This window comes from Chitinophaga sp. SVR4-12A (genome assembly GCF_056754765.1).
This window is the reverse complement of record NZ_JBPGWP010000001.1, coordinates 1,462,159-1,487,130: the sequence shown is the minus strand read 5'-3', so window position 1 is coordinate 1,487,130 and position 24,972 is coordinate 1,462,159. Positions and strand designations below refer to the sequence as shown.

The window sequence follows — 24,972 nt, the reverse complement described above, 5'->3', positions numbered from 1 at the left end:
AGTCGATAGTCGTTAGTCGTTAGTCATTAGTCATTAGTTAATATTACTCTCAAAACTATCAGCTCTAAAATCGCGACAATATAAATGACTAACGACTAACGACTATCGACTATCGACTTTATTTACTCCCCAATATCTTACTCTCCAGTTTCGTTTCATTCCATGCCGGGGGCGCCACCTGCAGTAAATTCTTCACAAAGAAGTCCCTTCTCTTTCTTTCTCCATAATCTCCTCCTGAAGAATGCCCCATACCAGGTACCATTACAAATTCAAAATCCTTGTTCGCTTTAATCAGCGCATTCACCAGCTGCAGGGTAGAAGAAGGATCCACGTTATCATCCATCTCCCCGAGTATCAGCATAAGTTTGCCCTGCAGACGCCAGGCATTGGTTACGTTAGAGCACTCGGCATAATGCGGGCCTATAGGATAACCCATCCATTGCTCATTCCACCACATTTTATCCATCCGGTTGTCATGGCAGCCGCAGGAGGACACTGCTACCTTATAGAACTCAGGATGGAACAATACTGCACCCGCTGAATTCTGTCCGCCGGCAGAAGTGCCGTAAATGCCTACACGTGTCAGATCTATATAAGGATATTTTGCCGCGGCCGCTTTCATCCATAATATCCTGTCGGGGAAGCCTGCATCTTTCAGGTTCTTCCAGCAAACGTCATGGAAGGCTTTGGAACGGTTGGAAGTGCCCATGCCATCTATCTGTACCACGATAAAGCCCAGCTCTGCCAGTTCCTGCATGCCACGGTAGCTGGCCTGGAAAGCTTTGGGTACGAACGAACTGTGCGGACCGGCATAAATATATTCTATTACAGGATATTGACGGCCTGCGTCAAAATTAGAAGGCCGGATCAGGATCCCCCAGATATCGGTTTTACCATCCCTGCCTTTGGCAGAGAATACTTCAGGCATACGCCATCCGTTTTGCTGTAAAGCTTTAATATCTGCTTTCTCCAGTTCCATTACCACTTTCCCGTTGGCATCCCTGAGCACGGTAAGCGGCGGCATATCCACACGGGAATAAGTATCTGTAAAGTATTGGTAATCGTTAGAGAACTTGCCCGTATGCTGTGCGTTTTCGCTGGTCAGCGCCTGGAGGTGTTTGCCCTCGAAATCTGTTTTATAATATTGAAGCAGGTAAGGGTCCTGTCCGCTTTCGCGGCCGCTGCCGGTGAATATAATGGTACGGTTCTTTTCATCCACTTTTACTACGTTGCGTACCACCCATTCCCCTTTGGTGATCTGGTTCTTTACCTGCCCGGTTTTACCGTCATAGAGATACAGGTGGTTCCAGCCATCACGTTCAGATGCCCAGATGATCTCTTTGCCATCGTTCACATCGTAACGGTATTGCTTGCTGCTGTAATCAATAAATGTAGGGCTCTTTTCTTCAACCAGTACTTTTATCGCACCGGTATTACCGTCTGCTTCGAGCACGCGGTATAACTGGTGCCCGCGTTGGTTGTATTCAAAAGTGAAGGCACGGCTGTCTTTTCTCCACGAGAGGTCTGTAATACTGTATTGCTGGTTGAAAAGCGATGGATCCAGCGGTATATGTTTTTTACCATCTACCAGGAATAACTGCGGCACTTTAACAGGCAGGGCATCACCTGGTTTGAGGTAATCACGGGTGCTAAGCTTAGGCTGCAGCTGATCCTCCGGAGAAGAAGAAATAAGATATAGTAAACGTTTCTTGTTAGGCCGCACTTTATTGGCCACCAGCTTCTTAGAGTCCGGCGACCATATTATGTCAGGAAGAATAGAATTCCCCTTCTGCGCCGTCATAGCTCAATTGGTATTCCGCCTGCGTTTTGCGGTGTTTAATATAAACGTTAAAGTTTTTGATGTAGGCAATCCAGTTACTATCCGGTGATGGCTCGGGGTCATTCGATTGTTCATCCCGCTCGGCTCCCCAGTACCGCTCTGTGTTCTTTTCTTTTTTCCCTTCAGAAACTACCTGGCAGCTATAGTCAGAGAGCAGACAGCGACAAAGTGTATCTCCAACGCTGAAGTGCAGGGTATCCCGGTTATAGCTGTAGCTGATAGCATTGAAAGGCAGTGCGGAGGCCTCATAAGGGCGTTGCAGCAGGGCAGAAAGGGCCTTGGCCAGCCGCTCATGGTCAAAGGCCGGCTGTTTGCTACGCTGGTCCGCATCTACCATGATAAACTCCTTGCCGCGGGGTGTTTGCTGGTAATACCAGCAGCGGTGGCTTTCCCCGATCCAGTTAACATTGTAAGGGGTGTAATATAGTTTGTTCTTAATGGCATTGCTCCAGTCATTAGCGCGACGATAATCGTCTGCAGTGCCCTGGGCCTGCAGCAGCCCGCAATAACCAGTCAATAGAAGGAGCAGCGACAGCTGCATGAAGGAGCGGCGATAGGAGAAACGTTGCATAAACAAGTAGGTTTGATCACAGAATTTTAATGTTCTACATTCTGGAAATAACTGTTAACATAATCACTGGGGGATTGCCCGGTAACGCCTTTGAACACGCGGTTAAAATTGGTAATGCTGTTAAACCCGCAGGTGTAGGCTACTGTGGCAATATTATCATAAGCCCCGTCTGTAAGCTTTTTACAAGCTTCATTGATACGTACCTCGTTGAGGAAAGACACAAACGTATGCAGCGTATGTTTCTTGAAGAAGCGGCAGAAGGCCTGCGGCGTCATATGCGCCTGCCGGGCCGCATCTTCCAGCGTAATAGGTTTATCATACTGCTGCATGATATAATTATAGATATTGCCGATACGGATGCCTTCATGCTCGCTGAACATAGGCGTTTTATTGCCGGAGCTCAACGGCGTCAGTTCGGGATAGCTGCTCATCAGCTTCAGCATATCTAAAAAATGCATCAGCTGATCCGCGCCGGAACTTTGCGCAATACGCAGCATCCGGTTGGATACTTCCGTTACATGTTGCGGCGGCAGCTTAAAGCCAGACTGGTGTTGCTGTACAAAATTCTTCAGCAGTTTGAGCTCAGGCAGGTTAAAGAAAGAGGCCAGCTGCCCGTTGGGATTGAAGAAGATCATCCAGGCCACGATCTTCTTTTTGCTCTTGGGCAAAAAATAAGAAGCTTCATTCTTAAAGATATGTGGTTGGTTGGCCCCGATCCAGTAGATCTCGTTAGAACGGAAGGAATGCATGTTATTGTCAGCCACCAGCGTACCTTCGCCTTTCTGTATCCAGGTAAGTTGTACCTCCTGGTGCCGGTGCAGGTGTGGATAAAAATGGGGAAGAACATCCTTTTGCACAATAATAGACTTATCTAACGGCACAGGAATAGTGAATTGTAACACTTTCATAAATTACTCCCTTTACATTAATTTCAGGTTGCGTCGATTGGTTGACAATGGTTAATCCAGGTTGATGGATACCTCTTGCCCAATATTACAAATTTTACCCCATCCCTTGGGAAAACAGGTTAATATAAGGTAATAATTGATTATAATAAGGCATGTACGCGTCTCCGGTTTGAGATATTTTTGACAAAAATTTGTGTAATATGTCTATTGAATGGAAAGGGATATTTCCTGCAATCACCACTAAGTTCACGGCCAATGATGAATTGGACCTGCCGCTTTTTGAAAAGAACCTGAAAGCGCAAATGGCTGCCGGTATAGATGGTATTATCCTGGGCGGCTCCCTGGGAGAGGCCAGCACACTCACCAATGCCGAAAGGGAAACGCTTGTAAAATATACCGTTGAGAAAGTTGCAGGCAAAATACCTGTAGTGCTGAATATTGCCGAAGGCTCTACCGCTGTAGCCATAAAGCTGGCCGCAGACGCAAAGGCCTGGGGCGCCCGCGGACTGATGCTGCTCCCGCCCATGCGTTATAAGACCGATGAGCGCGAAACAGCCGCTTATTTTAAAGCAATAGCCGGATCTACCGACCTTCCCATCATGATCTATAACAACCCGGTTGATTATAAGATAGATGTTACACTGGATGTTTTCGAAGAATTGTCTGCATATAAGAATATACAGGCGGTAAAAGAATCTACCCGCGACGTATCCAACGTTACCCGGATGATCAACCGCTTCGGTAACCGCTTCAAAATATTATGCGGGGTAGATACCCTGGCCCTCGAAGAATTAATGCTGGGCGCCACCGGTTGGGTAGGCGGACTGGTGTGCGCCTTCCCGGCAGAAACAGTGGCCATCTACCGCCTGGCAAAAGCTGGCCGTTACGCCGAAGCGCTGGAAATCTACCGCTGGTTCCTGCCCCTCCTGGAGCTGGACCTTCACGCCAAGCTGGTACAATACATCAAGCTGGCTGAAACACAGGCCGGACTGGGCAGCGAATATGTAAGGGCGCCCCGCCTCACCCTCGTAGGGGAAGAGCGCGAACGTATATTATCTGTCATTAATACAGCGCTGGCCAACAGGCCTGAGCTGCCTGATTACCTTTCCATAGGCAAGCTGGAAGGCGTAAATTAATGTTTGAAAGTATTAAGTTTGAGGTCTGAGGTTTGAAGTTTGAGGTTGGTTAAAAGTTGGAGGTTCGAAGCCAGTGATCTGCCCTGGAACACCGTTCTGAACTTTTAACTGCCAACGAACTTCAAACTTCAAACTTTAAACCTCAAACTCTTAAAAAACATGACCATGACAGACGTGGATATAGTTATGCAGCAGTCCGCTGCCGCATTCGAAGCATACAAACTGGTACCCGCCGCTGGCAGGGCAGGTTTCCTGGAAGCAATAGCCGAAGAACTGGAAAGCCTTCGTGAATCACTGGTAACAACAGCCGGACAGGAGACCAATCTCCCGCCCGCACGGCTGAATGGTGAGCTCACCCGCACCACTAACCAGCTGAAACTGTTTGCAAGTCTGATCAGGGAAGGCAGCTGGGCAGAAGCTGTGATAGATACAGCCAACCCCGGCAGTACACCGCCCCGGCCCGACATCCGTAAAGTGCTGCTGCCTGTAGGGCCGGTAGTGGTTTTCGGCGCCAGCAATTTCCCTTTCGCCTTCTCCACCGCAGGCGGTGATACCGCCAGCGCATTAGCGGCAGGCGCAACGGTAGTGATCAAAGGCCATCCTGCCCATGAGATCACCTCTCTGAAGGTGTTCGGGGCAATACAGGCCGCCATTAGCAAGACAAAAATGCCGGAGTATACGGTACAGCACGTATCAGCTCCCGGCAATACCATAGGAAAAGACCTGGTAATGCATCCCCTCACTACAGGTGTTGGCTTTACAGGATCTTTCCAGGGTGGAAAAGCATTATTCAACTATGCCAATCAGCGGGAAACGCCCATACCGGTGTTTGCGGAAATGAGCAGCGTAAACCCGGTGGTGTTCCTGCCAGATACCCTCGAAAAGAATGCAGCATCACTGGCGCAGACCTTTGGCGGATCTATTACCCTGGGCATGGGACAATTCTGTACCAACCCGGGCCTGCTGCTGGCCATCCGCAGCAAGGCGCAGGAACAGTTTGCATCACTGCTGGGCGAAGCCATTGCGCAGTGCGCGCCGCAGAAAATGCTGCACGCAGGCATTCACCAGGCTTATGAACAGGGCCGCAGCCGCCTGCTCTCCCAGCAGGGCGTAACGCTCGTAAGCGAGTCTGCCCAGGCGCCTGCAGAAATGGAAGCCTACCCGGCGCTGGCCAGTGTAACGGCAAAAGATTTCCTCGCCAACCACCTCCTGCATGAAGAGGTGTTCGGTCCCTCTTCTCTGCTCATTGTATGCGACAACAAGGAAGAGCTGAAAACCGTTTTAAAAAGCCTGAAAGGCCAGCTTACCACTACGGTAGTAGGCACCGAGGCAGATGTGGCGGCAAACGGCGATGTGATCGCCCTGCAAACCACCCTGGCCGGGCGTGTCATCCTTAACGCGCCGCCCACTGGCGTAGAAGTATGCAATGCCATGGTGCACGGTGGTCCTTTCCCGGCCACAACAGACGCCCGTTTCACATCCGTAGGCACCAGCGCCATCAAACGCTGGGTACGCCCCGTATGCTTCCAGGGATTCACCAACGCTATGTTACCTGACACACTGAAGAATGAAAATCCTTTAGGCATCTGGAGGCTGGTGAATGGAGAGTTTACTAAAGACGCCATCATTTAAAAGTTTGAGGTTTGAAGTTTGAGGTTTGAGGTTGGTGGAAGTTGAACGTTTCGTTCAGGCGTCAGGCCTGGATCGTAGCGCTAAACTTTTAACCTCCAACGAACCTCAAATCTCAAACTTCAAACCTCAAACCCTTTAATAAGTTTATGTCAGATCAACCAACATCTTTCAAGCGGTCTTTCGGCCTGCTGGACGCCACCATGATTGTAGCCGGCTCTATGATCGGTTCCGGTATCTTCATCGTCAGCGCAGATATTGTAAGAAATGTCAGTTCAGCAGGTTGGCTAACGCTGGTCTGGTTGTTTGCAGGCATACTAACACTCACGGCCGCACTGAGCTACGGAGAGCTCAGCGCTATGTTTCCCAAAGCAGGAGGCCAATATGTTTACCTCAAAGAAGCTTTTAACCCGCTGGTAGGTTTTCTCTACGGCTGGAGTTTTTTCACCGTGATACAAACCGGCACCATTGCCGCAGTAGGGGTGGCCTTTGCCAAGTTCGCGGCCTATATCTTCCCCATGTTAAGCGAAAAGAATGTGCTGGCCGATCTGGGATTTATGCAGCTTACGGCGGCGCAGCTCACTTCCGTCTTACTCGTAATTTTACTGACTTATATTAATACCCTCGGCGTAAAAGAAGGAAAGCTGATCCAGACCACCTTTACCCTTACCAAGATCGCCGCCCTGTTTGGACTGATTATCTTCGGACTGCTACTCGCCGCCCGTAAAGACGTATGGCAGGCCAACTGGCAAACGGGATTTACCTTACAGCAGCTGAAGCCCGAAGGCTTATTGCCCTATGCCGGGTTAGCCGTATTAGGCGCTATCGCTGGCAGTATGGTAGGAACCCTGTTTAGCAGTGACTCCTGGCATAACGTAACCTTTATTGCCGGTGAGATCAAACGCCCCGAAAGGAATATCGGCCTCGCGCTCTTCCTGGGAACCCTGCTGGTGACCATCATTTACGTATCCACCAACATGATGTTCCTCAGCGTTATGCCCCTGCACGAAATTGCCTTTGCAGACAGCGACAGGGTAGGGGTAGCCGCTTCCGTACATATCTTTGGCAGCGTAGGCACCTACATCATCGCTGCCCTGATCATGGTATCTACCTTTGGTTGCAATAACGGCCTGATCCTCGCCGGGGCCCGCGTATATTATACCATGGCAACCGATGGCCTCTTCTTTAAACAACTGGCCGTCTTAAACAAGAACGCTGTTCCCTCCAAAGCTTTATGGCTGCAGTGCGTATGGGCCTGCCTGCTTTGCCTGAGCGGCAAATACGGCCAGCTGCTGGATTATGTGATCTTCGTTGTGCTCATCTTTTACATCCTTACCATCATTGGCATTTTCCGCCTCCGTAAAAAACGTCCGGACCTGCCAAGGCCTTACAAAGCTTTTGGCTACCCGGTATTACCGCTTTTTTATATTGTGTCCGCAACAGTGATCTGCCTGGCGCTGCTGGCTTATAAGCCTATGTTCACCTGGCCTGGTCTCGGCCTGGTGTTGCTGGGTATCCCGGTATATTACCTGGTATGGGGCAGGCAGCAGCATCGTTCCATTCAGGGATCGGAGTCTGCCGCAACACAGGAATTACCCGTTCCCGAACAGGCTGATTAGGGTTAAAATCCGGTGGCTGGAACTGCTTCGTCGGCCATTCTTTAACCCTATCCTGCTACGAAATCCCATAATTTATGTTAATTTTTGCAAACCTTTGATCAATACCTGCAATGGTGTGTTCATTGCTTTCGGATATTTTTGTTATGATCCGGATGCCATCGAAGCCTGTAATTGTAAGGTAAGCAAAGCATTCGTTCACAATCATTGATAATTCGTAAGACTAGCGCTAGTGGCAAAGAAGACGTTTTTTTGTATAGATGCCCATACCTGCGGCAATCCTGTAAGACTGGTAGCCGGCGGAGGACCGGTACTGGAAGGTAACAACATGAGTGAAAAGCGTAACCATTTTTTACGCGAATATGACTGGATCAGGAAAGGGCTGATGTTTGAGCCGCGTGGTCATGATATGATGAGCGGCAGCATTTTATATCCCCCGCATGATCCTGCCAACGATGTAGCAGTGCTCTTCATTGAAACCAGTGGTTGCCTGCCTATGTGCGGCCACGGTACCATCGGTACCATCACCATCGCCATTGAAGAAGGCCTGATCACGCCTAAAACACCCGGCGTGGTAAGAATGGAGGCGCCGGCCGGACTGGTAACCATCACCTACACCCAGGAAGGTAAAAAAGTGAAAAGCGTTCGCCTCACCAACGTAGCTTCCTACCTGGAGGCAAGAGACCTGGAAGTGGATTGTCCCGAGCTTGGCCCGCTGAAAGTGGATGTATCCTATGGCGGTAACTTCTACGCCATTGTAGATGTGCAGGAGAACTTCAAAGGCCTGGAACATTATCCCGCTTCCCAGCTCATTAACTGGGCCAGGGAAATGCGGAAACGCATCAATGAAAAATACACCTTTGTGCATCCGGATAACCCGCACATCAATGGCTGTTCCCATGTGCTGTGGACAGGCGCCGTGTTAGACAGTACCTCCACCGCCCGCAATGCCGTGTTTTATGGCGATAAAGCTATTGACCGCTCTCCCTGTGGCACCGGGACCTCTGCCCGTATGGCGCAATGGTACGCAAAAGGGAAACTGAAGAAAGGAGACGAGTTTATACACGAAAGCATCATCGGCTCTAAATTCATCGGCCGTATCGAAGAGGAAACAACTATCGGCGGCAAGCCGGCTATCCGCCCCAGCATAGAAGGATGGGCAAGGATCTACGGCTACAACACCATCACCATCGATCCGGAAGATGATCCGTATGCATACGGTTTACAGGTAATTTAAAAGTTATTAAAGCCCTCCAGGGGCTTTAAACCCGTGGAGGGTTAAAAAACATACATGGCAAAAGAAGTAATAATCATAGGTGGAGGGATCATTGGCCTGAGCAGTGCGTTCTACCTCCAACAGGCAGGCTATAGTGTAACCGTAATAGATAGTAGCGATATGCGGCAGGGCTGTTCTTACGGCAATGCCGGTTACGTATGCCCCAGCCACTTTGTGCCCCTGGCTACGCCCGGTATCGTAAAGCAGGGCCTGAAATGGATGTTGAACAAGAAAAGCCCCTTTTATGTGCAGCCGCGTTTGAATGGCGAGCTCATTTCCTGGGGATTGAAATTCATGAAAAGCGCTACGCGCGAACATGTGGAACGCTCTGCCGTTCCCCTGCGCGACATTGCGCTGTTAAGCAAACGCCTGTACGAAGAATGGGCACAATTGCCGGGAATGGATTTCGCCTATGAGCCGAAAGGTATGCTCGAATTCTTCAAAACAGAAGAGAACCTGCACCACGCAGAAGAAACACTGAAAGAATCGTTGCACCTGGGCCTGGATGCTCGCCTGGTAACTAAAGAAGAACTGAAAGCCATGGAGCCGGATGCGGAAATAGACGCCCTCGGCGCCCTGTTCTTTGCCTGCGATGCACAGCTTTATCCCAACAAGCTGATGAGCAGCCTCCTCGCTTTCCTGCAGCAGAAAGGCGTGCGCTTTGAATGCAAGCAGGAAGTAAGCGGCTTTTCCACAAACGGTAGCCGCATCAAAGGCGTAAAAGCAGGAGGGAAGGAATATACTGCCGATCATATTATATTGGCAGCGGGGGTATGGAGCAGCAATATTGCCAAACAGCTCAACCTGCGCCTGCCCATGGTAGGCGGACGCGGATACAGCGTTACCTTCGAAGATGCGCCCTACAAACTGCATCACTCTATCATACTCAGCGAAGCCAGGGTGGCCATTGCACCGATGGACGGCAACAAGATCCGCTTTGGCGGCACCATGGAGATCACTTCGCTCAATGCGCCGCCCCGCATGCAAAGGGTTCAGGGCATACTGGAATCAGTAAAACGTTATTTCCCGGAATACGATATTCCCATGCCAGCAGAAGACAGGGTATGGTACGGCTATCGCCCCTGCAGTGCCGACGGATTGCCCTACATAGGTAACGTTAAGAAGTATACGAATCTCACAGTGGCTACCGGCCATTCCATGTTAGGCATCAGCCTGGGCGCCGGTACCGGAAAACTGGTAAGCGAATTAGTGCAGGGTGTGCCTGCATCTATGAATATAGACCCTTTCAACCCGGAACGGTTGTAAGTAAAACCGCACAACATATGAACTACAAAAAGGAAGTAATAGCATTACTATGGGCAACGCTTGCCCTTACCAGCAGCTATCAGCCTGCCAGGGCACAGCAACAGCAGCCATCCTCCCTCTACGCCCAGACCAGCGAGATCAATGATCTGATGGTTCGTTACCAGGCTGACAAGGGTAGTATTGGCAGGTTCTATTTTGTAGTGAATTCACCCGAACGCCGCCAGCAGCTGCAGAAACTCGACAACGATTATCTCCGCCAGCTGGAGCAGACGGATTTTAATACCCTACCTGTTGGCTCCCGGGTTGATTATATCCTGTTCAGGAAAAAGCTGCAGGAACAGCTGCACCAATACCAGGAGGAAGAAACACAATACAAGGGCCTCAGTTCCTGGTTCCCTTTTGCAGATAAGGTCTATGCCATAGAGAAGATCCGCCGCCGCGGCACAGAGCAGCATGCGCAGCAACTCGCCGCCAGCTTTCATGATATGGCCATCGAAGTAGGTAAGAAAACAAAAGAATTACGTAAGCAGAACACGCTCGACATCAATCTCATACTCCGCGGTGAAGGAATTGTGAAAGGCCTGCAGCAGGCATTGCAAAGTGTAAACACTTTCTACAACGGTTATGACCCCCAGTACACCTGGTGGACAGCCGCGCCTGGCGAAGAGCTGGACTCCGCGCTGAGCTTGTACGCCCGCGCCTGGAAGGCCACGGAGAAAACAGCGCCGGGCAGCAAGGAAGATAGCAGCGATATAGTCGGCTTCCCCATCGGAAGAGATGAACTGATACGTCAGCTGCAGAATGAGCTGATCCCCTACACGCCCGAAGAGCTGATCGCTATCGCCAATAAAGAATTTGCCTGGTGTGATGCCGAAATGCTGAAAGCGTCCCGCGAGATGGGCTTCGGCGACGACTGGAAAAAGGCCCTGGAGAAAGTGAAGAACACCTACGTGCCCGCCGGTAAACAACCGGAAGCCATCATGGATCTTTACAACCAGTCTATCGAATTCCTGAAGAAGAATGACCTTGTTACCATACCGCCCATCGCAGAAGAAACCTGGCGCATGATCATGATGACGCCGGAAAGGCAACGTGTCAATCCTTTCTTTACGGGTGGCGAAGTGCTCAGCATTTCCTATCCTACAGATGACATGAGCGAAAGCGACAAGCTGATGAGCATGCGCGGCAACAACCCGCATTTCTCCCGCGCTACCGTACATCACGAACTGATAGCAGGCCATCACCTGCAGATGTTCATGTGCGACCGTTATAAAGCATACCGCAACTTCAATACGCCTTTCTGGATAGAAGGATGGGCACTCTATTGGGAAATGCTCTTATGGGATCTGCACTTCCCCCGCTCTCCCGAAGATCGTGTGGGAATGCTGTTCTGGCGCATGCACCGCTGTGCGCGCATTATCTTTTCCCTTAACTTCCACCTGGGCAAATGGACGCCCCAGCAATGTATAGATTTCCTGGTAGACAGGGTAGGGCATGAAAGGGCCAACGCCGAAGGCGAAGTACGCCGTTCTTTTGTCGCCGGCCTGGGATACAGCCCCCTTTACCAGCTGGCATATATGATAGGAGGATTACAGTTCTACGCGCTGAAGAAAGAGCTGGTCGACGGCGGTAAAATGACCATCAAGCAATACCACGATGCCGTGCTGAAAGAAAACCAGCTGCCCGTGGAAATGATAAGGGCCATCCTGACCAATCAGCAACTCACTAAAGACTTTAAAACCAGCTGGAAATTTTACCAGGTCAAATAAGGGCGCATAGCGCAGCTTGACTGATAAAAAATGACGCCGCCCGGGATGATAAACCGGGCGGCTTTTTTTATATTTTTACCATACTTATGAAAACGTATAATCCATTCCACATTATGAAACACTTTATAAAAGGAATATTGGTTACGGCTCCTATGATTATTGCATCACTGGCAGCTCAGGCTCAGAAAGACAAGGAGATTAAAGCCATTGCCGCCAAACCCGCGGTAAAGAAAGCCATGCAGGCTATTATCGACATGCAGCCGCAGACCCTGAGCGATCATATCATGCTAACGGAAATACCGGCGCCTCCCTATAAGGAAACACAACGTGCCGAGAAATATGCTTCCATGATGAAAGCGGCAGGCGCCGATTCTGTCTGGATCGACCAGGTAGGCAACGTCATCGCCAAACGTAAAGGTTGCTCCGGTAAAAAAACGGTAGTGCTGGAAGCTCACCTGGATACCGTGTTTCCCGAAGGTACCGATGTAACAGTAAAGCACAGGAACGATACATTGTACGCACCCGGCATCATAGACGATACCCGCGCACTGTCCCTGGTGCACACCATCCTCAGGGTCATGGAGCAAACAGGCATTGAAACAGAAGCAGACGTATTGTTCTGCGGTGTAGTAGGAGAGGAAGGACTGGGCGATCTCCGCGGGGTAAAAAACCTCTTCAGCAATCAGGGCCCTGGTAAGATAGATTCCTACATCGCTATAGATGGCTGGAACATGGAAGGCATCACCCACCGCGGCCTCGGTTCTCATCGTTACCGCATTACCTTTAAAGGCCCCGGCGGCCACTCTTCCGGCGCTTTTGGCCTGGCCAACCCGCATAATGCATTAGGGCGTGCTATTCACTACTGGTCGGTTGCGGCGGATTCTTTTACGCGTGCAGAAGGAGTGCGTGTAACCTATAACGTTGGCGTGATTGGCGGCGGCACATCCGTTAACTCCATCCCTTTCGAATCCTGGATGGAAGTAGATATGCGCTCCGAAAGCCCCGAGCGCCTGTCGGGTATAGACAAGCTGTTGCAGGATGCTGTACAACGTGCCCTGCAGGAAGAGAACGAAATGAAACGCAGCGGCGCTGCACTGACGGTAGATGTGAAGCTGATAGGCGATCGTCCCTCCGGTGGATCAGATAGCACGTTGCCCCTGATCCAGTACGCCAAATCTGCTATTGCATTTGTGGGAGGCGAGCCGAAATTAGGCGTAAGTTCTACCAACGCGAACATCCCTATCTCCAAAGGCGTGCCCGCTATCACCATGGGTAGTGGCGGTAAAGGCGGCAATGCGCACGCGCTGGACGAGTGGTGGATAGATGATAAATCCTACCTGGCTACGCAGCGTACCTTATTAGTACTGCTGGCGGAGGCAGGCATCGCAAAATAAATCAACCCAGGATCTGCTATGAAACATTTCTTTCTCTCTGTAGCCTTATTGCTTATAACATACGTCATCTTTGCCCAGCCCATTCCCTCACCAAAAGAGCATTTCGGTTTTAACATTGGCGATGATTACAAACTGGCCAACTATACACAAACTGCAGCTTATTTTAAAAAGCTGTCAGCCTCAGACAGAACCCTGCTGGTAGACATCGGCCTTACAGAAGAAGGCCGCCATCAGTATATGCTGATCGTCTCATCGCCGGAGAACATCAAACAGCTAAAACGCTATAAAGAAATTTCTCAGCAGCTGGCGCATGCAAAGGGGCTGACAGACCAACAGGCCCGCAGCCTCGCTGCCGAAGGTAAATCCGTCATATGGATCGACGGCGGCCTGCATGCAACAGAAGTCGTAGGCACTCACCAGCTCATTGAAACCATGTACCAGCTGGTGACCCGTACCGACCCGGAAACGATGTTTATTCTCGAAAACGACATCGTGCTGCTCACGCACGCTAACCCGGATGGACAGGAACTGGTGTCTGACTGGTACATGCGTGAGCCAGATCCTAAGAAAAGAGCTACTAATATCCCGCGCCTGTACGAAAAGTATGTAGGGCATGATAACAACCGCGACTTCTACATGATGAACATGAAGGAAAGCCAGAACATCAGCCGCCAGCTGTTTGTTGAATGGATCCCGCAGATCATGTATAACCACCATCAGCGCGGTCCTGCAGGTTCAGTGCTGGCTGGCCCTCCTTATCGCGATCCTTTCAACTATGTATACGATCCTTTAATCGTAACCAGTATAGATGCTGTAGGCGCTGCTATGAACAATCGCCTGAACGTTGAAGGCAAGCCGGGTTATACACAGCGCGCCGGCTCCCAGTTTTCTACCTGGTGGAACGGCGGACTGCGTACTACGCCGTACTTTCATAACATGATCGGGTTGCTTACGGAGATTATCGGCAGCCCTACGCCCGAGAAAGTACCGCTGGTACCTGATCGTCTCATTCCCAACAGCGCCACGCCCAATCCCGTGGTGCCGCAGGAATGGCATTTCCGCCAGTCGATCGATTATTCTGTTTCGCTCAACTACGCTGTATTGGATTATGCAGCGCGTTACAGGAACCAGCTCCTGTACAACATCTATCGCATGGGCCGTAACTCCATTGAGCGTGGCGAAAAAGATAACTGGACATTCTATCCCCGTTTCATAGATACTATCAAACTGGCAAGCAAAGCAGAGAAGAAAGAAGACACAGGCGCTGCAGGCGAAGGTGGCGGTGAGTTCTCATTCGGCCGTGAAGATACCATCGCTGTAAAGTATTTTAATAGCGTATTGAAAGAGCCGCGCCTCCGTGACGCCCGTGGGTATATATTGCCTGCAGATCAACCGGATTTTCCTACCGTCGTGCGTTTTGTGAATGCGCTGATCTTATCAGGTATTGAAGTGCAAAAGGCCAGCGCTCCCTTTACGGTAGCGGGTAAGCAGTACCCTGCAGGTTCTTACGTTATCAAGACTGCGCAAGCCTTTCGCCCGCACGTGATAGACATGTTCGAACCCCAGGATCATCCCAATGATTTCCAATATCCGGGTGGTCCGCCTATTCGTCCTTACGATGCGGCCGGCTGGACCCTCGCCTTCCAGATGGGTGTGCAATTTGACCGTGTGCTGGATGGATTTGAAGGGCCTTTCCAGCAGCTGCCTTATGGTGAGCTGCAAAGCGCTCCCAAAGGGAAAGTAGTCGCAGGAAAAGCGGGTTACCTCATCGATCCACGTATTAACAATGCATTTATTGCCGTAAACGATCTACTGAAGGCTGGTGTCAAAGTATACCGCTTGCCACAGTCTGCAGGCGCATTCTATATTCCTCCCGCTGCCAAAGCACAGGCCATCCTTGAAAAGAGCGCTGCTGATTTCGGTATAAGCGTTAGCGGTATAGATCGGGCGCCTGCTGTTACAACACCGCTATCGCCCATGCGCATCGCTATCTGGAACAACTACGGCGGTTCTATTGCTGCAGGTTGGATGAGCTGGTTGATGGAGCAGTATCATTTCCCCTACGAGTTCATTTACTCACAAGCCATAGACGCCGGTAACCTGCGCAGGAAATACGACATGATCATCTTCCCGAGCGGCGCTATCCCCGATACCGCCAAACCAAAGAAGAATAACCGTGGCGGCGCTGAAAGCAAGCCCCCTAAACCGGAAGAGCTGCCTGCACAATTCCGTCCCTGGTTAGGGAAAATCACAGCAGATACTTCTATTCCGCAGCTGAAAGCTTTCCTGGAAGCCGGCGGACACATAGTGACTATTGGCACCAGCACCAACCTGGCCTACCATCTCGGCCTGCCCGTACAAAGTGCATTAATGGAGAAGAACAGCAAAGGCGAGTTAAAACCATTGGCCGGTTCCAAATACTACATCCCAGGCAGCCTGCTCACCGCCGACCTGGATACCACTGCTGCAGAGAACTACGGCATGGCTGCTAAAAATGATGTATACTTTGACCGCAGCCCGGTATTTAAATTTAATCCCGGCAGCACTCAACTAAAGAAGCTCATCTGGTTCTCTACCCCCAAACCATTGCACAGCGGCTGGGCCTGGGGACAACAATACCTGGAGAACAGCATCGCTGCTTTTGCTGCACCGGTGGGCAAGGGAAAGCTGTATGCCTTTGGCCCGGAGATCACTTTCCGCGGGCAATCTCACAGCACGTTTAAACTATTATTCAACCAGCTGTACTCATTTCCTTAAAATGTATCATTTTCCCCCTTTTTTGTATAAGGAGCCGCCTGTTGCCCGCTTGTAACTTTGTACCATTCAATCACTTAAAAACAGATGCAATGGCAAAGACAATTTTTATTACAGGCGCTTCAAGAGGCTTTGGGAAGATCTGGGCAGAAGCTTTTCTGCAACGTGGCGATAAGGTAGCGGCCACCGTACGCAACCTGGATTCGATCAAAACACTTAGCCAGCAGTATGGCGATGCATTGCTGCCGATACAATTGGATGTAACTGACAGACCAGCTGTTTTCGCCGCAGTTAACAAGGCGAAAGAGCATTTCGGCACCATCGATGTGCTGATCAACAACGCTGGTTACGGCCTTTTTGGCGCTATCGAGGAAACCAGCGAGCAGGAAGCCCGCGACCAGTTTGAGGCCAATGTATTCGGCCTCTTATGGGTTACCCAGGCGGTGCTGCCTGTTATGCGTGCACAGGGCCATGGTCATATTATCCAGTTATCCAGCATTTTAGGCATCGGCACACTGCCGGTACTGGGAATATATAATGCTTCAAAATTTGCGGTAGAGGGCTTAAGCGAGACCCTGGCACAGGAAGTAAAGGGATTCGGTATCAACGTCACCCTGGTAGAGCCCAATGGCTTTTCAACAGACTGGGCAGGCGCATCCGCGGTGCATGCTACTTCAATGTCAGCTTATGATCCGGTAAAAGCGGCATTCCAGCAAGGTTTTGAGGAAGGAGCAAAAGCCGGTAATTTCGGCGAGCCGGAAGCTACCGCCCCCGCCATCCTGCAGTTAGTAGACAGTCCCAATCCTCCTTTACGCCTATTCCTTGGTAAAGTAGGTTTGCCCTGGGCAAAACAGCTGTATGCAGAACGCCTGGCCACCTGGGAAGAATGGGCCGAAATTGCAGATACCGCGCATGGTAAGTAACTTTGTCACAAAAGGTATGAGCATATGTACCACTTTAAGAGCTTGAGCGAGATGCACCGGGAGAACGGTTATCCACCGCCGGAGAACCCCATGTTAAGTTTACTGCGCTGTACCCAGCATTGTCCTTTAGGGGGAGATATGTATACCAGCGATTTCTATATGATCGGGTTTAAGAAGTTGAAGGCCGGCGTCATTGAATATGGCAAAACAAAATATGATAACGACAATGGAAGCCTGTATTTCACCAAACCACGGCAAGCTGTGGCTATGAGAAATATTGAGCTGGAGGAAGACGGGTTTGCTATTTATTTTCATGAGGACTACCTGAACGGCCATCCCCTGCACAACGAGATAAAGAAGTATCATTATTTCGATTATGAGGCGAATGAAGCCTTACACCTGTCGCCAAGAGAAGAGGAGATCATCTGGGACTTATATCATAAGATCGAAACGGAATATCATAACAACCCGGACGAATACAGCAGGATCATCATGCTTTCTCACATCGACGCCATCCTTAAATATTCCCAGCGCTTTTACAAGCGGCAGTTCATTAACCGCACGGAGCTTTCTGGTAAGGTAGTGTCAAAGTTCAATGACACACTATCTTCTTACTTTGATGGCGGGCTTTTATCTGAAAAGGGCTTGCCTACTGTAAAGTACATGGCAGACCAGCTGTATATGTCGCCTGGGTATTTAAGTGATCTCCTGAAGCAGGAAACGGGTAAAACTGCCATCGAGCTCATTCACATCTTTCTCATATCTGAAGCAAAGAACCTGCTGAAAGGTACTGATACCTCGGTAGCGGAAATCGCCTATACGCTGGGCTTTGAGAACCTGCCTTATTTTTCAAGGCTGTTTAAAAGGGAGGTGGGGGTTAGCCCTAACCAGTATAAAAAACAAAACTAATCATTACAATATAACCGGGGAGAAGTAGGTATGATACTTCTCCCTTTCCAACCAGGAAATAATGAAACACAGACTCCTATGCCTATTGAGTATCCTCTCTATTGCAGCCTGCAAACAACCCGACCACCAGCCAGCGTCTTCGCCGTCTTCTGCAGATAGCATAGCCGCCGCCAAAGGTGACAGTATACCGCAGCCACCTGAACACCTCTCGGAAGGCACTGTATATATCGACAGCGCCATGGCTGCCCGTCTCAATTGGATAGACTCTCTTGCATCCCTCGCCCTCCACTCATCTGCCAATCCACTGATCCGGTACGAACTGAAAGACAGCAGCATTACCTGGATGTGGGACAAGCTGGTGTTTTCCGACACCGCTACATATATTTCGCTCCATGTGGGGCATGAGGAAGATGATAAGAAGGGATTCAAGAGATTTGTAACGGCCGGTTGGCTATACGTAGATACTTTGTCCAGGGATGTATATGAATACAATGTTGACACCGACAGTCTTATTAAGCTTTTGACAACGCCCAGCCAACATACAGGTTCAGTTAGCCAATAAACTATTACAGAAAGTGTATTTCCAAAGGCCTCATTCCTGAAAGCGGTAACTGTCATGGGTATCATAATCGATCCCGTGCTTTTGCTTGAGCTCCTGTATATACTTAAGCGTACGCATGGTATGAGGGCTGGCCACCCCATCGCCTGCTATTTCAAACGTATGTAATAGTATTTCCTCCATGCAGCTGTTCAGGCTCATGCGCTTATGCTCCGCCAGGTCCCGCATTAATGCCGCCAACCGTTTCTCTAAACGAAGCGGCACGTCCACCCGTTCTATTTTCACTGGCGGACCTACACTATATATATAATGCCCGAATCCCAATTCATTCCCCCAGGGATCCCTGATCCGGTAATCCCGTAAGCCATAGTCCCGGTTCTCCGGTGCTTCTACCATCTCTACCCCCTTAGCCTTATGAAAATCAAATAGTTCGTCCGCATCTCCCACTACAAAATAGGCGGAGCTGCTCGGCGTTCCCGGATCATTGCTCGACAGGTGTATGGAAACTTCTCCCAGGTTCACCCCCGCAAACCCGGGCGGATCGCCCCAGGTGAAGCCCAGCTTAAAACCAAGTTGCCGGGTGTAATAGTCAACAGCGGCGCTTACATCGCTCACTGGCATGAGCGGAAAAACATGTTCGCAGATCACTTCCGGAGGGGTATTGGATGGCATAGCAGGAGTTTTAATAAAAAGATACAGGTTTCTGCTTTAAAAGGGATCAAACACCCTCCCTTTTCCTTTCATTCAAATTATAATTTTAACTATATATTCTTTTTTCGCGTAATTAATTAAAAAATGACATAGTTTGTCTCTGAAAATATACTTTTAATTAGTTTTTATCTTAAAAACACTTACGTATTTTGTGTCAAGAACCAAAATCTAGTACGTAGGTACTAATTTAAAAACTATCGTTGCTATGAAAGTCACCTCTTTGATTCTAACCAGCCATTTATGTATCGCCAACCTTGCCTGGGCGGGAGCTAAAGCTCCGGAGTTGCCTTTGGGCAACAGAAAGCCCTTGCCTGATACCGTCGCCAGGGCGGTGAATATTACTGACACCACCAAAGTCACCGGGGATCGTAACCTCTTACCTGAGATCCCGAATTTTCCGGAACTACGTAAGTACTCCTACCTGAAGATGAATAAAAAGGCCGTCTTCAGCGACACCCTTCCTTTCAAACCATCCATCCAGCTGGGCGCCATTATCCATATGTTTGCGTCCGCGGAACAGGATGGGTTTACCAACCCACACGCCGCGGCTTCACCTTCTTCCTGGAAAAGGGGCTTTACCCTCTACCGGGCGCGCGTACTGGTAGGTGGCCAGCTCACGCCTAAGGCCAGCTTTTTTATGGAGACCGAGCTACCCTCCGCTATCGGTGGCCCTAATGCTGACAGTACCAAGAACGTGAAAGTAGCGCCTATTATATTGGACGCCCAGTTCCAGTACAACTTCTGCAATGCTTTCCAGGTCATCGCGGGTCAGCAGCTGGTATCTAATAACCGTAATGGGCTGCAGGGCGCTGCCGCGATGCTGACGAACGATTTCTCCTTCTTCCAGTATCCATATAACCTTTTTGAGAACAGTCCCTTGCAGGGCAACTTCGGCCGCGACCTTGGCGTGAACGCCCGCGGTTTCCTGTTCAACGACAAGTTCGAATACCGTGCCGGTGTATTTACGGGGCGTAATATAGACGGTAAAGGTCCCCTTCGCCTGGTAAGCCGCGTTGCCTACAGTTTCCTGGATCCTGAAAAGGACTACTATTACGCAGGCACCAACCTGGGTAAAGGCAACACCCTCACCTGGGGTGCAGGCGTTGATAAACAAGGTTCCTATTATAGCCTGAGCACAGATGTATTCCTGGATAAGCCCTTATCCGCAACAGGTTCCATCACCCTGAGCGGCGCGTTTCAATATATGACCGGCGGTACGAACCTGGATTCAAAATATTCCTTCGTATCCCTCATCCCTAAACAAACAGTGCAGTTTCTCGAGCTGGGATATTATTTCAGGAAAGCAAAGCTGCAGCCCTGGCTGAAGTTCGAGAACCAGGATATATCCGCCGATGCAGTGCAAACCGGTGGCCTGGATAAGGAAGCCTTCAATAAGATCAGTTCCAGCTCCGTATACGGTGGCGGCATCAACTACTTTTTCAATGGCCTGGGTACCAACCTGCGCTTGTCCTACACCGCCCGTTCCTATAATGTAGCCAACACAGAAGGATTTGATAAGAAAACATACGGCCAGGTCTGGGCCCAGGTACAGATCTTCATTTTTTAACAAAAGTTATTTAACTATATAAAACGCATTACAATGATCGCCTCTTTTAAAAAATTAATGATTGGCTTAGCCGCTTTCCTGCTGTTGTTAGCCATTGCGTCCTGTAATTCCGGCAATAAGCCAGCTGCTGCAGATGATAAGGCGGCCGATGCCAACACCGTGAAGATCGGTGTGCTGCATTCACTCAGTGGCACCATGGCCATCTCTGAAGTATCCTTACGGGATGCTGTACAGATGGCGGTGGATGAGATCAATGCCAGCGGCGGTGTACTGGGCAAAAAGATAGAGCCCGTGATCGTAGACCCCGCATCTGATTGGGATCTCTTTGCAGAAAAATCAAAAGAGCTGTTGATGGATAAGAAAGTGGCCGCTGTATTCGGCTGCTGGACTTCCGTTTCCCGTAAATCCGTGCTGCCTGTTTTCGAAGAGAACAATGGCCTGCTGTTCTATCCCGTACAGTACGAAGGGGAGGAGAGCTCAAAGAATGTAGTCTATTCCGGCGCCACGCCTAATCAGCAACTGATCCCTGCCGCTGATTACCTGATGAGTGCTGAAGGTGGCAGCTACAAAAGGTTTTACCTGCTGGGTACCGATTATGTGTTTCCCCGTACGGCCAACAAGATCCTGAAAGCTTATTTGCTTTCCAAAGGCATCGCCAAAGAGGATATCATTGAAGAATACACGCCGTTCCATCACCAGGACTATCAAACCATCGTATCAAAAATTAAAAAGTTCGCTGTCGGCGGTAAAGCCTGCGTGCTGTCTACCATCAACGGTGATTCCAATATTCCTTTCTACAAAGAGTTCGCTAACCAGGGCCTTACAGCTGCTACCTGTCCCATCATGGCTTTTTCTGTGGCGGAAGATGAGCTGCGCGCGATGGATACCGAATTCCTGGTAGGTCACCTCGCCGCCTGGAACTACTTCCAGTCAAACGATTCTCCTGAGAATAAAAAATTCGTAGAAAGCTTCAAAGCTTATTGCCAGAAAAAGAATCTGCCCGGCGGCGCAGAAAGAGTAACCGACGATCCTATCTGCTGGGCCTATACAGATGTATACCTCTGGGCCAAAGCTGCAGAGAAAGCCGGTTCTTTCGATGTTGATAAAGTACGCGGCGCGCTCTTGGGCTTGTCTTTCGACGCGCCTGCAGGCACCGTGAAAATGGATGACAAGATCAATCACCTCGCCAAATCTGCCATGATTGGTGAGATTAAACCCGACGGACAATTTTCCGTGATCTGGAAATCGCAGGGGCTTATTGCTCCCCAGCCTTTCTTTACACTGGACGCCACCGCAAAAAAATAAGATCCGCATTACTACTATAGGGAAGAAATGAAAACGGGAATCAAGTTAAGACTATGCATGCTGCTATGCTGCCTGTGCTGGGGTATTGCCCATGCACAGGACAGCACCAGCATATACATCGGGCAGGTATTGCATCCACAGCATGACAGTATGCGCGGACAAGCCCTGTTACGCCTGGCTGCATTACAGCCACCGGCGGCCCTTCCTTTACTGGAAGCAGTCAACAGTAGCAGCCTTTATTTATTAAAAGATAAAGCCGTCACTTTGGGCGGCAAAAAGAGCGGTGCAGAGGAGCTATTTACAGTATATGAAGTATTTCCTTCGCATCAATTATTGAAAGACGAAAGCGGGCAGCCTTTGATGCTGCCTGCTTCTTCTTTGCAGCAGGTACAGATCAGCCGTGTGCAACGCCTGCAGCTGGCGTCCTTATCTTCCTGGCTGGGCATCTTCAGTGCAGATCCGCAGAAGCGGGTTATGTCTTACGGACAATTACAGCAAACATCAGATAGCTCGCAGATCAATGCTTTAGCCCTTGCCCTGCAAATGGAAACCAACGCTGCCGCCTTACGCGCCGGTAAAGAAGCATGGTACGCCATCCAATTAAATAATACGACCGACGCTGGCGTCGCAAAGCTCTTCATAGATTCACTTACAGCTAACAGCGGCGATAACGCTGCTGCCTTATTACGAGCCTATGCGAAGAAAACAGGGGCAATACAGCAAGCTATTGCTTACGCATCAAAGCAGGCAGACAAGCTGGATAGTAATTATGCCTGGCTGCAGCGTATACAGAACCTGTTCAGCGGTATCAGCCTGGGAAGTATCCTTATCCTGGTATCCCTGGGACTGGCTATTGTATACGGCCTGGCTGGCATCATAAACATGGCTCACGGAGAATTCCTGATGATAGGCGCCTATGCAACCTATTGTACGGAAATGCTTTTCGCAAATGTGCTGCATATACAGAACAGCAATTGGTTCTTTATCGCCGCGCTGCCAGTCTCATTTATTGCTGCCGGTTTAATGGGCCTGTTCCTGGAATGGCTCATCATCCGCCGTTTGTATGCGCGTCCCCTAGAAAGCCTGCTGGCCACCTGGGGAGTAAGTTTAGTATTGATCCAAACAGCCCGTACCATCTTCGGTGATCTCACCGCCGTAAAGCTGCCCGACATGCTGGCTGGCGGATGGCAGGTATCGCCGCACCTGGTGCTGCCCTACAGTCGCATCTTTATCATCCTGCTTACCATCGTAGTCGTCATCGCCCTCTACGGCATGTTGTTCCGCACCCGCCTTGGGATGCAGATCCGCGCCGTTACCCAGAACCGTAGTATGAGCGCCTGCCTGGGTATCGATACCCGTCGCGTAGATGCTTTCACGTTCTTTATCGGCGCAGGCCTTGCCGGGTTGGCAGGTTGTGCCATGACGCTGATCGGCAACGTAGTGCCGGACATGGGTCAGACCTACATCGTCGACTCCTTCCTGGTGGTAGTCACCGGCGGCGTAGGCAAGCTGGTAGGCACCATCACCGCAGGCTTGGGTATCGGCATTTTCTCCAAAGTGCTGGAAGCTTTCTTCCAGGCAGTTTACGGAAAGGTGCTCATCCTGCTGCTGATCATGATCTACATGCAGTTTAAACCCAGGGGCTTATTTCCTGATAAAGGAAGGATCGCTGAAGAATAATAACAAAACTATTATACACCATGCCTGATAAATCATCTAAACTGGTCACCCTGCTGTTTGTGCTGTTCTTTGCAATAGTGCTGCCGACCGGGCACCTGCTGGGCATTGTCTCTATCAATACCATTTCACTGTGGGGCAGGTACTGCTGCTTTGCTATCGCTGCGCTGGGAATAGACCTGATCTGGGGCTATACCGGTATCATGTCTATGTGCCAGGCTTTCTTCTTCTGCCTGGGTGGTTATTGTATGGGCATGCATTTGTTACTGAAAGCTACTGCCCTCCAGGGGCAGCAGCTGCCCGACTTTATGGTCTGGAATAACTTTTCCTCATTGCCTGCTTTCTGGCAGCCTTTCCATGGCTTCGTTCCCGCTGTGATATTGGCGCTCTTAGTACCGGCGGTCATCGCTTTTATCATTGGCTTTTTTGTATTCAGGAGCCGTATCAAAGGCGTTTACATGGCGATCATCACCCAGGCGCTCGCCCTTGGCATGTACTTATTGTTCCTCCGTAACGAAACAAAGCTGGGTGGTACAAATGGTCTCACTAATTTCAAAACAGTTCTGGGGTTTGATCTGTCTGCGCCTGCTACCAAACTGGGTTTATATTTCGCTGCAGTGGCCATGCTCTGTGTTTCATATATGCTTTGCCGTAAGATCGTCAGTTCCAAATTCGGTAAAGTACTGCAGGCTATCCGCGATAGCGAGCCTCGTGTAGGCTATACCGCCTATCGTGTATTACACTATAAATTGGCCGTCTTTATAGTAGCCGCCGTACTAGCTGGGCTGGCTGGTATGCTTTACGTACCGCAAACCGGTATCATTACACCCGGTCGTATGAGTGTTACTTCTTCAGTAGAAATGCTGATGTGGGTGGCATTAGGTGGTCGCGGCAGACTGAAGGGCGCTATCATCGGGGCTTTACTGGTGAACTGCCTCTACAGCCTTTGCACCAGCCTTTTTCCCGAAGGATGGCTGTTTGTACTGGGCATCCTCTACATCTTAACAGTATTATACTTTGATAAAGGCTTTACAGGATTGTTTGACAAGCTGTCTGCCTTGATTCGTAACCGGGTCGGGGAGAGGACGCCAGGGTCTTCTGCACCGTCATTGCGAGGAGCCGCAAAGCTTAGCGTGGAGCGCGACGAAGCAATCTTTTAAAC

General features: G+C 50.0%; 19 protein-coding genes. 15 read left to right on the top strand and 4 right to left on the bottom strand.

What is annotated here, in order from left to right; genetic code table 11:
- Nucleotides 1-118: 118 nt before the first annotated feature.
- Genes ACR9Y8_RS05980 through ACR9Y8_RS05970 form a run of 3 tightly spaced genes read right to left on the bottom strand, consistent with a single transcriptional unit; the run spans nucleotide 119 to nucleotide 3,319 of the window.
- On the bottom strand, nucleotides 119-1,801 hold the full coding sequence (locus tag ACR9Y8_RS05980) for a S9 family peptidase (protein WP_481212330.1): 1,683 nt from the start codon (nucleotides 1,799-1,801) through the stop codon (nucleotides 119-121).
- On the bottom strand, nucleotides 1,767-2,411 hold the full coding sequence (locus ACR9Y8_RS05975; RefSeq protein WP_481212329.1) for a DPP IV N-terminal domain-containing protein: 645 nt from the start codon (nucleotides 2,409-2,411) through the stop codon (nucleotides 1,767-1,769). The genes ACR9Y8_RS05980 and ACR9Y8_RS05975 overlap by 35 nt, the downstream gene beginning before the upstream one ends.
- A 26-nt stretch (nucleotides 2,412-2,437) precedes the next feature.
- Nucleotides 2,438-3,319 carry an AraC family transcriptional regulator gene (locus ACR9Y8_RS05970; RefSeq protein WP_481212328.1) on the bottom strand — a complete coding sequence of 294 codons (882 nt, stop codon included), beginning with the start codon at nucleotides 3,317-3,319 and terminating at the stop codon, nucleotides 2,438-2,440.
- Between the two features lie 200 nt (nucleotides 3,320-3,519).
- Between ACR9Y8_RS05970 and ACR9Y8_RS05965 the strand changes: the two genes are divergently transcribed.
- From ACR9Y8_RS05965 to ACR9Y8_RS05915, 11 genes are all read left to right on the top strand, one after another.
- Nucleotides 3,520-4,455 carry a dihydrodipicolinate synthase family protein gene (locus tag ACR9Y8_RS05965; protein ID WP_481212327.1) on the top strand — a complete coding sequence of 312 codons (936 nt, stop codon included), beginning with the start codon at nucleotides 3,520-3,522 and terminating at the stop codon, nucleotides 4,453-4,455.
- A gap of 159 nt (nucleotides 4,456-4,614) precedes the next feature.
- Nucleotides 4,615-6,087, top strand: a complete 1,473-nt coding sequence (locus ACR9Y8_RS05960) for an aldehyde dehydrogenase (NADP(+)) (protein ID WP_481212326.1) — start codon at nucleotides 4,615-4,617, stop codon at nucleotides 6,085-6,087.
- A 146-nt stretch (nucleotides 6,088-6,233) separates the two neighbouring features.
- On the top strand, nucleotides 6,234-7,703 hold the full coding sequence (locus tag ACR9Y8_RS05955) for an APC family permease (RefSeq protein WP_481212325.1): 1,470 nt from the start codon (nucleotides 6,234-6,236) through the stop codon (nucleotides 7,701-7,703).
- A gap of 229 nt (nucleotides 7,704-7,932) precedes the next feature.
- Entirely contained in the window at nucleotides 7,933-8,937 is a 1,005-nt protein-coding gene (locus tag ACR9Y8_RS05950) for a 4-hydroxyproline epimerase (protein WP_481212324.1), read from the top strand.
- Nucleotides 8,938-8,991: 54 nt separating this feature from the next.
- Nucleotides 8,992-10,242 carry an NAD(P)/FAD-dependent oxidoreductase gene (locus tag ACR9Y8_RS05945; RefSeq protein ID WP_481212323.1) on the top strand — a complete coding sequence of 417 codons (1,251 nt, stop codon included), beginning with the start codon at nucleotides 8,992-8,994 and terminating at the stop codon, nucleotides 10,240-10,242.
- A gap of 17 nt (nucleotides 10,243-10,259) precedes the next feature.
- Nucleotides 10,260-12,011 carry a DUF885 family protein gene (locus tag ACR9Y8_RS05940; RefSeq protein WP_481212322.1) on the top strand — a complete coding sequence of 584 codons (1,752 nt, stop codon included), beginning with the start codon at nucleotides 10,260-10,262 and terminating at the stop codon, nucleotides 12,009-12,011.
- 113 nt (nucleotides 12,012-12,124) lie between these two features.
- Entirely contained in the window at nucleotides 12,125-13,405 is a 1,281-nt protein-coding gene (locus tag ACR9Y8_RS05935; RefSeq protein ID WP_481212321.1) for a M20/M25/M40 family metallo-hydrolase, read from the top strand.
- An 18-nt stretch (nucleotides 13,406-13,423) separates the two neighbouring features.
- Complete coding sequence (locus ACR9Y8_RS05930) at nucleotides 13,424-16,162, top strand: M14 family metallopeptidase (RefSeq protein ID WP_481212320.1); 2,739 nt, start codon at nucleotides 13,424-13,426, stop codon at nucleotides 16,160-16,162.
- Nucleotides 16,163-16,251: 89 nt separating this feature from the next.
- Complete coding sequence (locus ACR9Y8_RS05925; protein WP_481212319.1) at nucleotides 16,252-17,082, top strand: SDR family NAD(P)-dependent oxidoreductase; 831 nt, start codon at nucleotides 16,252-16,254, stop codon at nucleotides 17,080-17,082.
- Between the two features lie 24 nt (nucleotides 17,083-17,106).
- Nucleotides 17,107-17,991 (top strand): helix-turn-helix domain-containing protein, encoded by an 885-nt coding sequence (locus ACR9Y8_RS05920; RefSeq protein WP_481212318.1) that lies wholly within the window; start codon nucleotides 17,107-17,109, stop codon nucleotides 17,989-17,991.
- 61 nt (nucleotides 17,992-18,052) lie between these two features.
- Nucleotides 18,053-18,553 carry a hypothetical protein gene (locus ACR9Y8_RS05915; protein ID WP_481212317.1) on the top strand — a complete coding sequence of 167 codons (501 nt, stop codon included), beginning with the start codon at nucleotides 18,053-18,055 and terminating at the stop codon, nucleotides 18,551-18,553.
- 30 nt (nucleotides 18,554-18,583) lie between these two features.
- Here the strand turns inward: ACR9Y8_RS05915 and ACR9Y8_RS05910 are convergent, their stop codons facing one another.
- Entirely contained in the window at nucleotides 18,584-19,222 is a 639-nt protein-coding gene (locus tag ACR9Y8_RS05910) for a VOC family protein (protein WP_481212316.1), read from the bottom strand.
- 244 nt (nucleotides 19,223-19,466) lie between these two features.
- Here ACR9Y8_RS05910 and ACR9Y8_RS05905 point away from each other — a divergent pair, with 244 nt between their 5' ends.
- The 4 genes from ACR9Y8_RS05905 to urtC are packed head-to-tail and all read left to right on the top strand — an operon-like array spanning nucleotide 19,467 to nucleotide 24,970.
- Nucleotides 19,467-20,828 (top strand): hypothetical protein, encoded by a 1,362-nt coding sequence (locus ACR9Y8_RS05905; RefSeq protein WP_481212315.1) that lies wholly within the window; start codon nucleotides 19,467-19,469, stop codon nucleotides 20,826-20,828.
- A 33-nt stretch (nucleotides 20,829-20,861) separates the two neighbouring features.
- Nucleotides 20,862-22,133, top strand: coding sequence for an urea ABC transporter substrate-binding protein (urtA, locus tag ACR9Y8_RS05900; RefSeq protein WP_481212314.1), 1,272 nt, complete (start codon nucleotides 20,862-20,864; stop codon nucleotides 22,131-22,133).
- 27 nt (nucleotides 22,134-22,160) lie between these two features.
- The gene (gene urtB, locus ACR9Y8_RS05895; protein WP_481212313.1) at nucleotides 22,161-23,813 is read left to right on the top strand and encodes an urea ABC transporter permease subunit UrtB; all 1,653 of its coding nucleotides are present in this window, start codon (nucleotides 22,161-22,163) and stop codon (nucleotides 23,811-23,813) included.
- Nucleotides 23,814-23,833: 20 nt separating this feature from the next.
- Nucleotides 23,834-24,970, top strand: a complete 1,137-nt coding sequence (gene urtC / locus ACR9Y8_RS05890; protein WP_481212312.1) for an urea ABC transporter permease subunit UrtC — start codon at nucleotides 23,834-23,836, stop codon at nucleotides 24,968-24,970.
- Nucleotides 24,971-24,972: the final 2 nt, after the last annotated feature.

Bases quoted from the DNA above. Each gene is read 5' to 3' on its own strand.
- ACR9Y8_RS05930 (WP_481212320.1), top strand. From the start codon at position 13,424: ATGAAACATTTCTTTCTCTCTGTAGCCTTATTGCTTATAACATACGTC.
- ACR9Y8_RS05960 (WP_481212326.1), top strand. From the start codon at position 4,615: ATGACCATGACAGACGTGGATATAGTTATGCAGCAGTCCGCTGCCGCA.
- ACR9Y8_RS05975 (WP_481212329.1), bottom strand. From the start codon at position 2,411: ATGCAACGTTTCTCCTATCGCCGCTCCTTCATGCAGCTGTCGCTGCTC.
- ACR9Y8_RS05940 (WP_481212322.1), top strand. From the start codon at position 10,260: ATGAACTACAAAAAGGAAGTAATAGCATTACTATGGGCAACGCTTGCC.
- ACR9Y8_RS05925 (WP_481212319.1), top strand. From the start codon at position 16,252: ATGGCAAAGACAATTTTTATTACAGGCGCTTCAAGAGGCTTTGGGAAG.
- ACR9Y8_RS05970 (WP_481212328.1), bottom strand. From the start codon at position 3,319: ATGAAAGTGTTACAATTCACTATTCCTGTGCCGTTAGATAAGTCTATT.
- ACR9Y8_RS05965 (WP_481212327.1), top strand. From the start codon at position 3,520: ATGTCTATTGAATGGAAAGGGATATTTCCTGCAATCACCACTAAGTTC.
- urtA (WP_481212314.1), top strand. From the start codon at position 20,862: ATGATCGCCTCTTTTAAAAAATTAATGATTGGCTTAGCCGCTTTCCTG.
- ACR9Y8_RS05935 (WP_481212321.1), top strand. From the start codon at position 12,125: ATGAAACACTTTATAAAAGGAATATTGGTTACGGCTCCTATGATTATT.
- ACR9Y8_RS05905 (WP_481212315.1), top strand. From the start codon at position 19,467: ATGAAAGTCACCTCTTTGATTCTAACCAGCCATTTATGTATCGCCAAC.
- urtC (WP_481212312.1), top strand. From the start codon at position 23,834: ATGCCTGATAAATCATCTAAACTGGTCACCCTGCTGTTTGTGCTGTTC.
- ACR9Y8_RS05945 (WP_481212323.1), top strand. From the start codon at position 8,992: ATGGCAAAAGAAGTAATAATCATAGGTGGAGGGATCATTGGCCTGAGC.
- ACR9Y8_RS05920 (WP_481212318.1), top strand. From the start codon at position 17,107: ATGTACCACTTTAAGAGCTTGAGCGAGATGCACCGGGAGAACGGTTAT.
- ACR9Y8_RS05955 (WP_481212325.1), top strand. From the start codon at position 6,234: ATGTCAGATCAACCAACATCTTTCAAGCGGTCTTTCGGCCTGCTGGAC.
- ACR9Y8_RS05915 (WP_481212317.1), top strand. From the start codon at position 18,053: ATGAAACACAGACTCCTATGCCTATTGAGTATCCTCTCTATTGCAGCC.
- ACR9Y8_RS05980 (WP_481212330.1), bottom strand. From the start codon at position 1,801: ATGACGGCGCAGAAGGGGAATTCTATTCTTCCTGACATAATATGGTCG.
- ACR9Y8_RS05910 (WP_481212316.1), bottom strand. From the start codon at position 19,222: ATGCCATCCAATACCCCTCCGGAAGTGATCTGCGAACATGTTTTTCCG.
- urtB (WP_481212313.1), top strand. From the start codon at position 22,161: ATGAAAACGGGAATCAAGTTAAGACTATGCATGCTGCTATGCTGCCTG.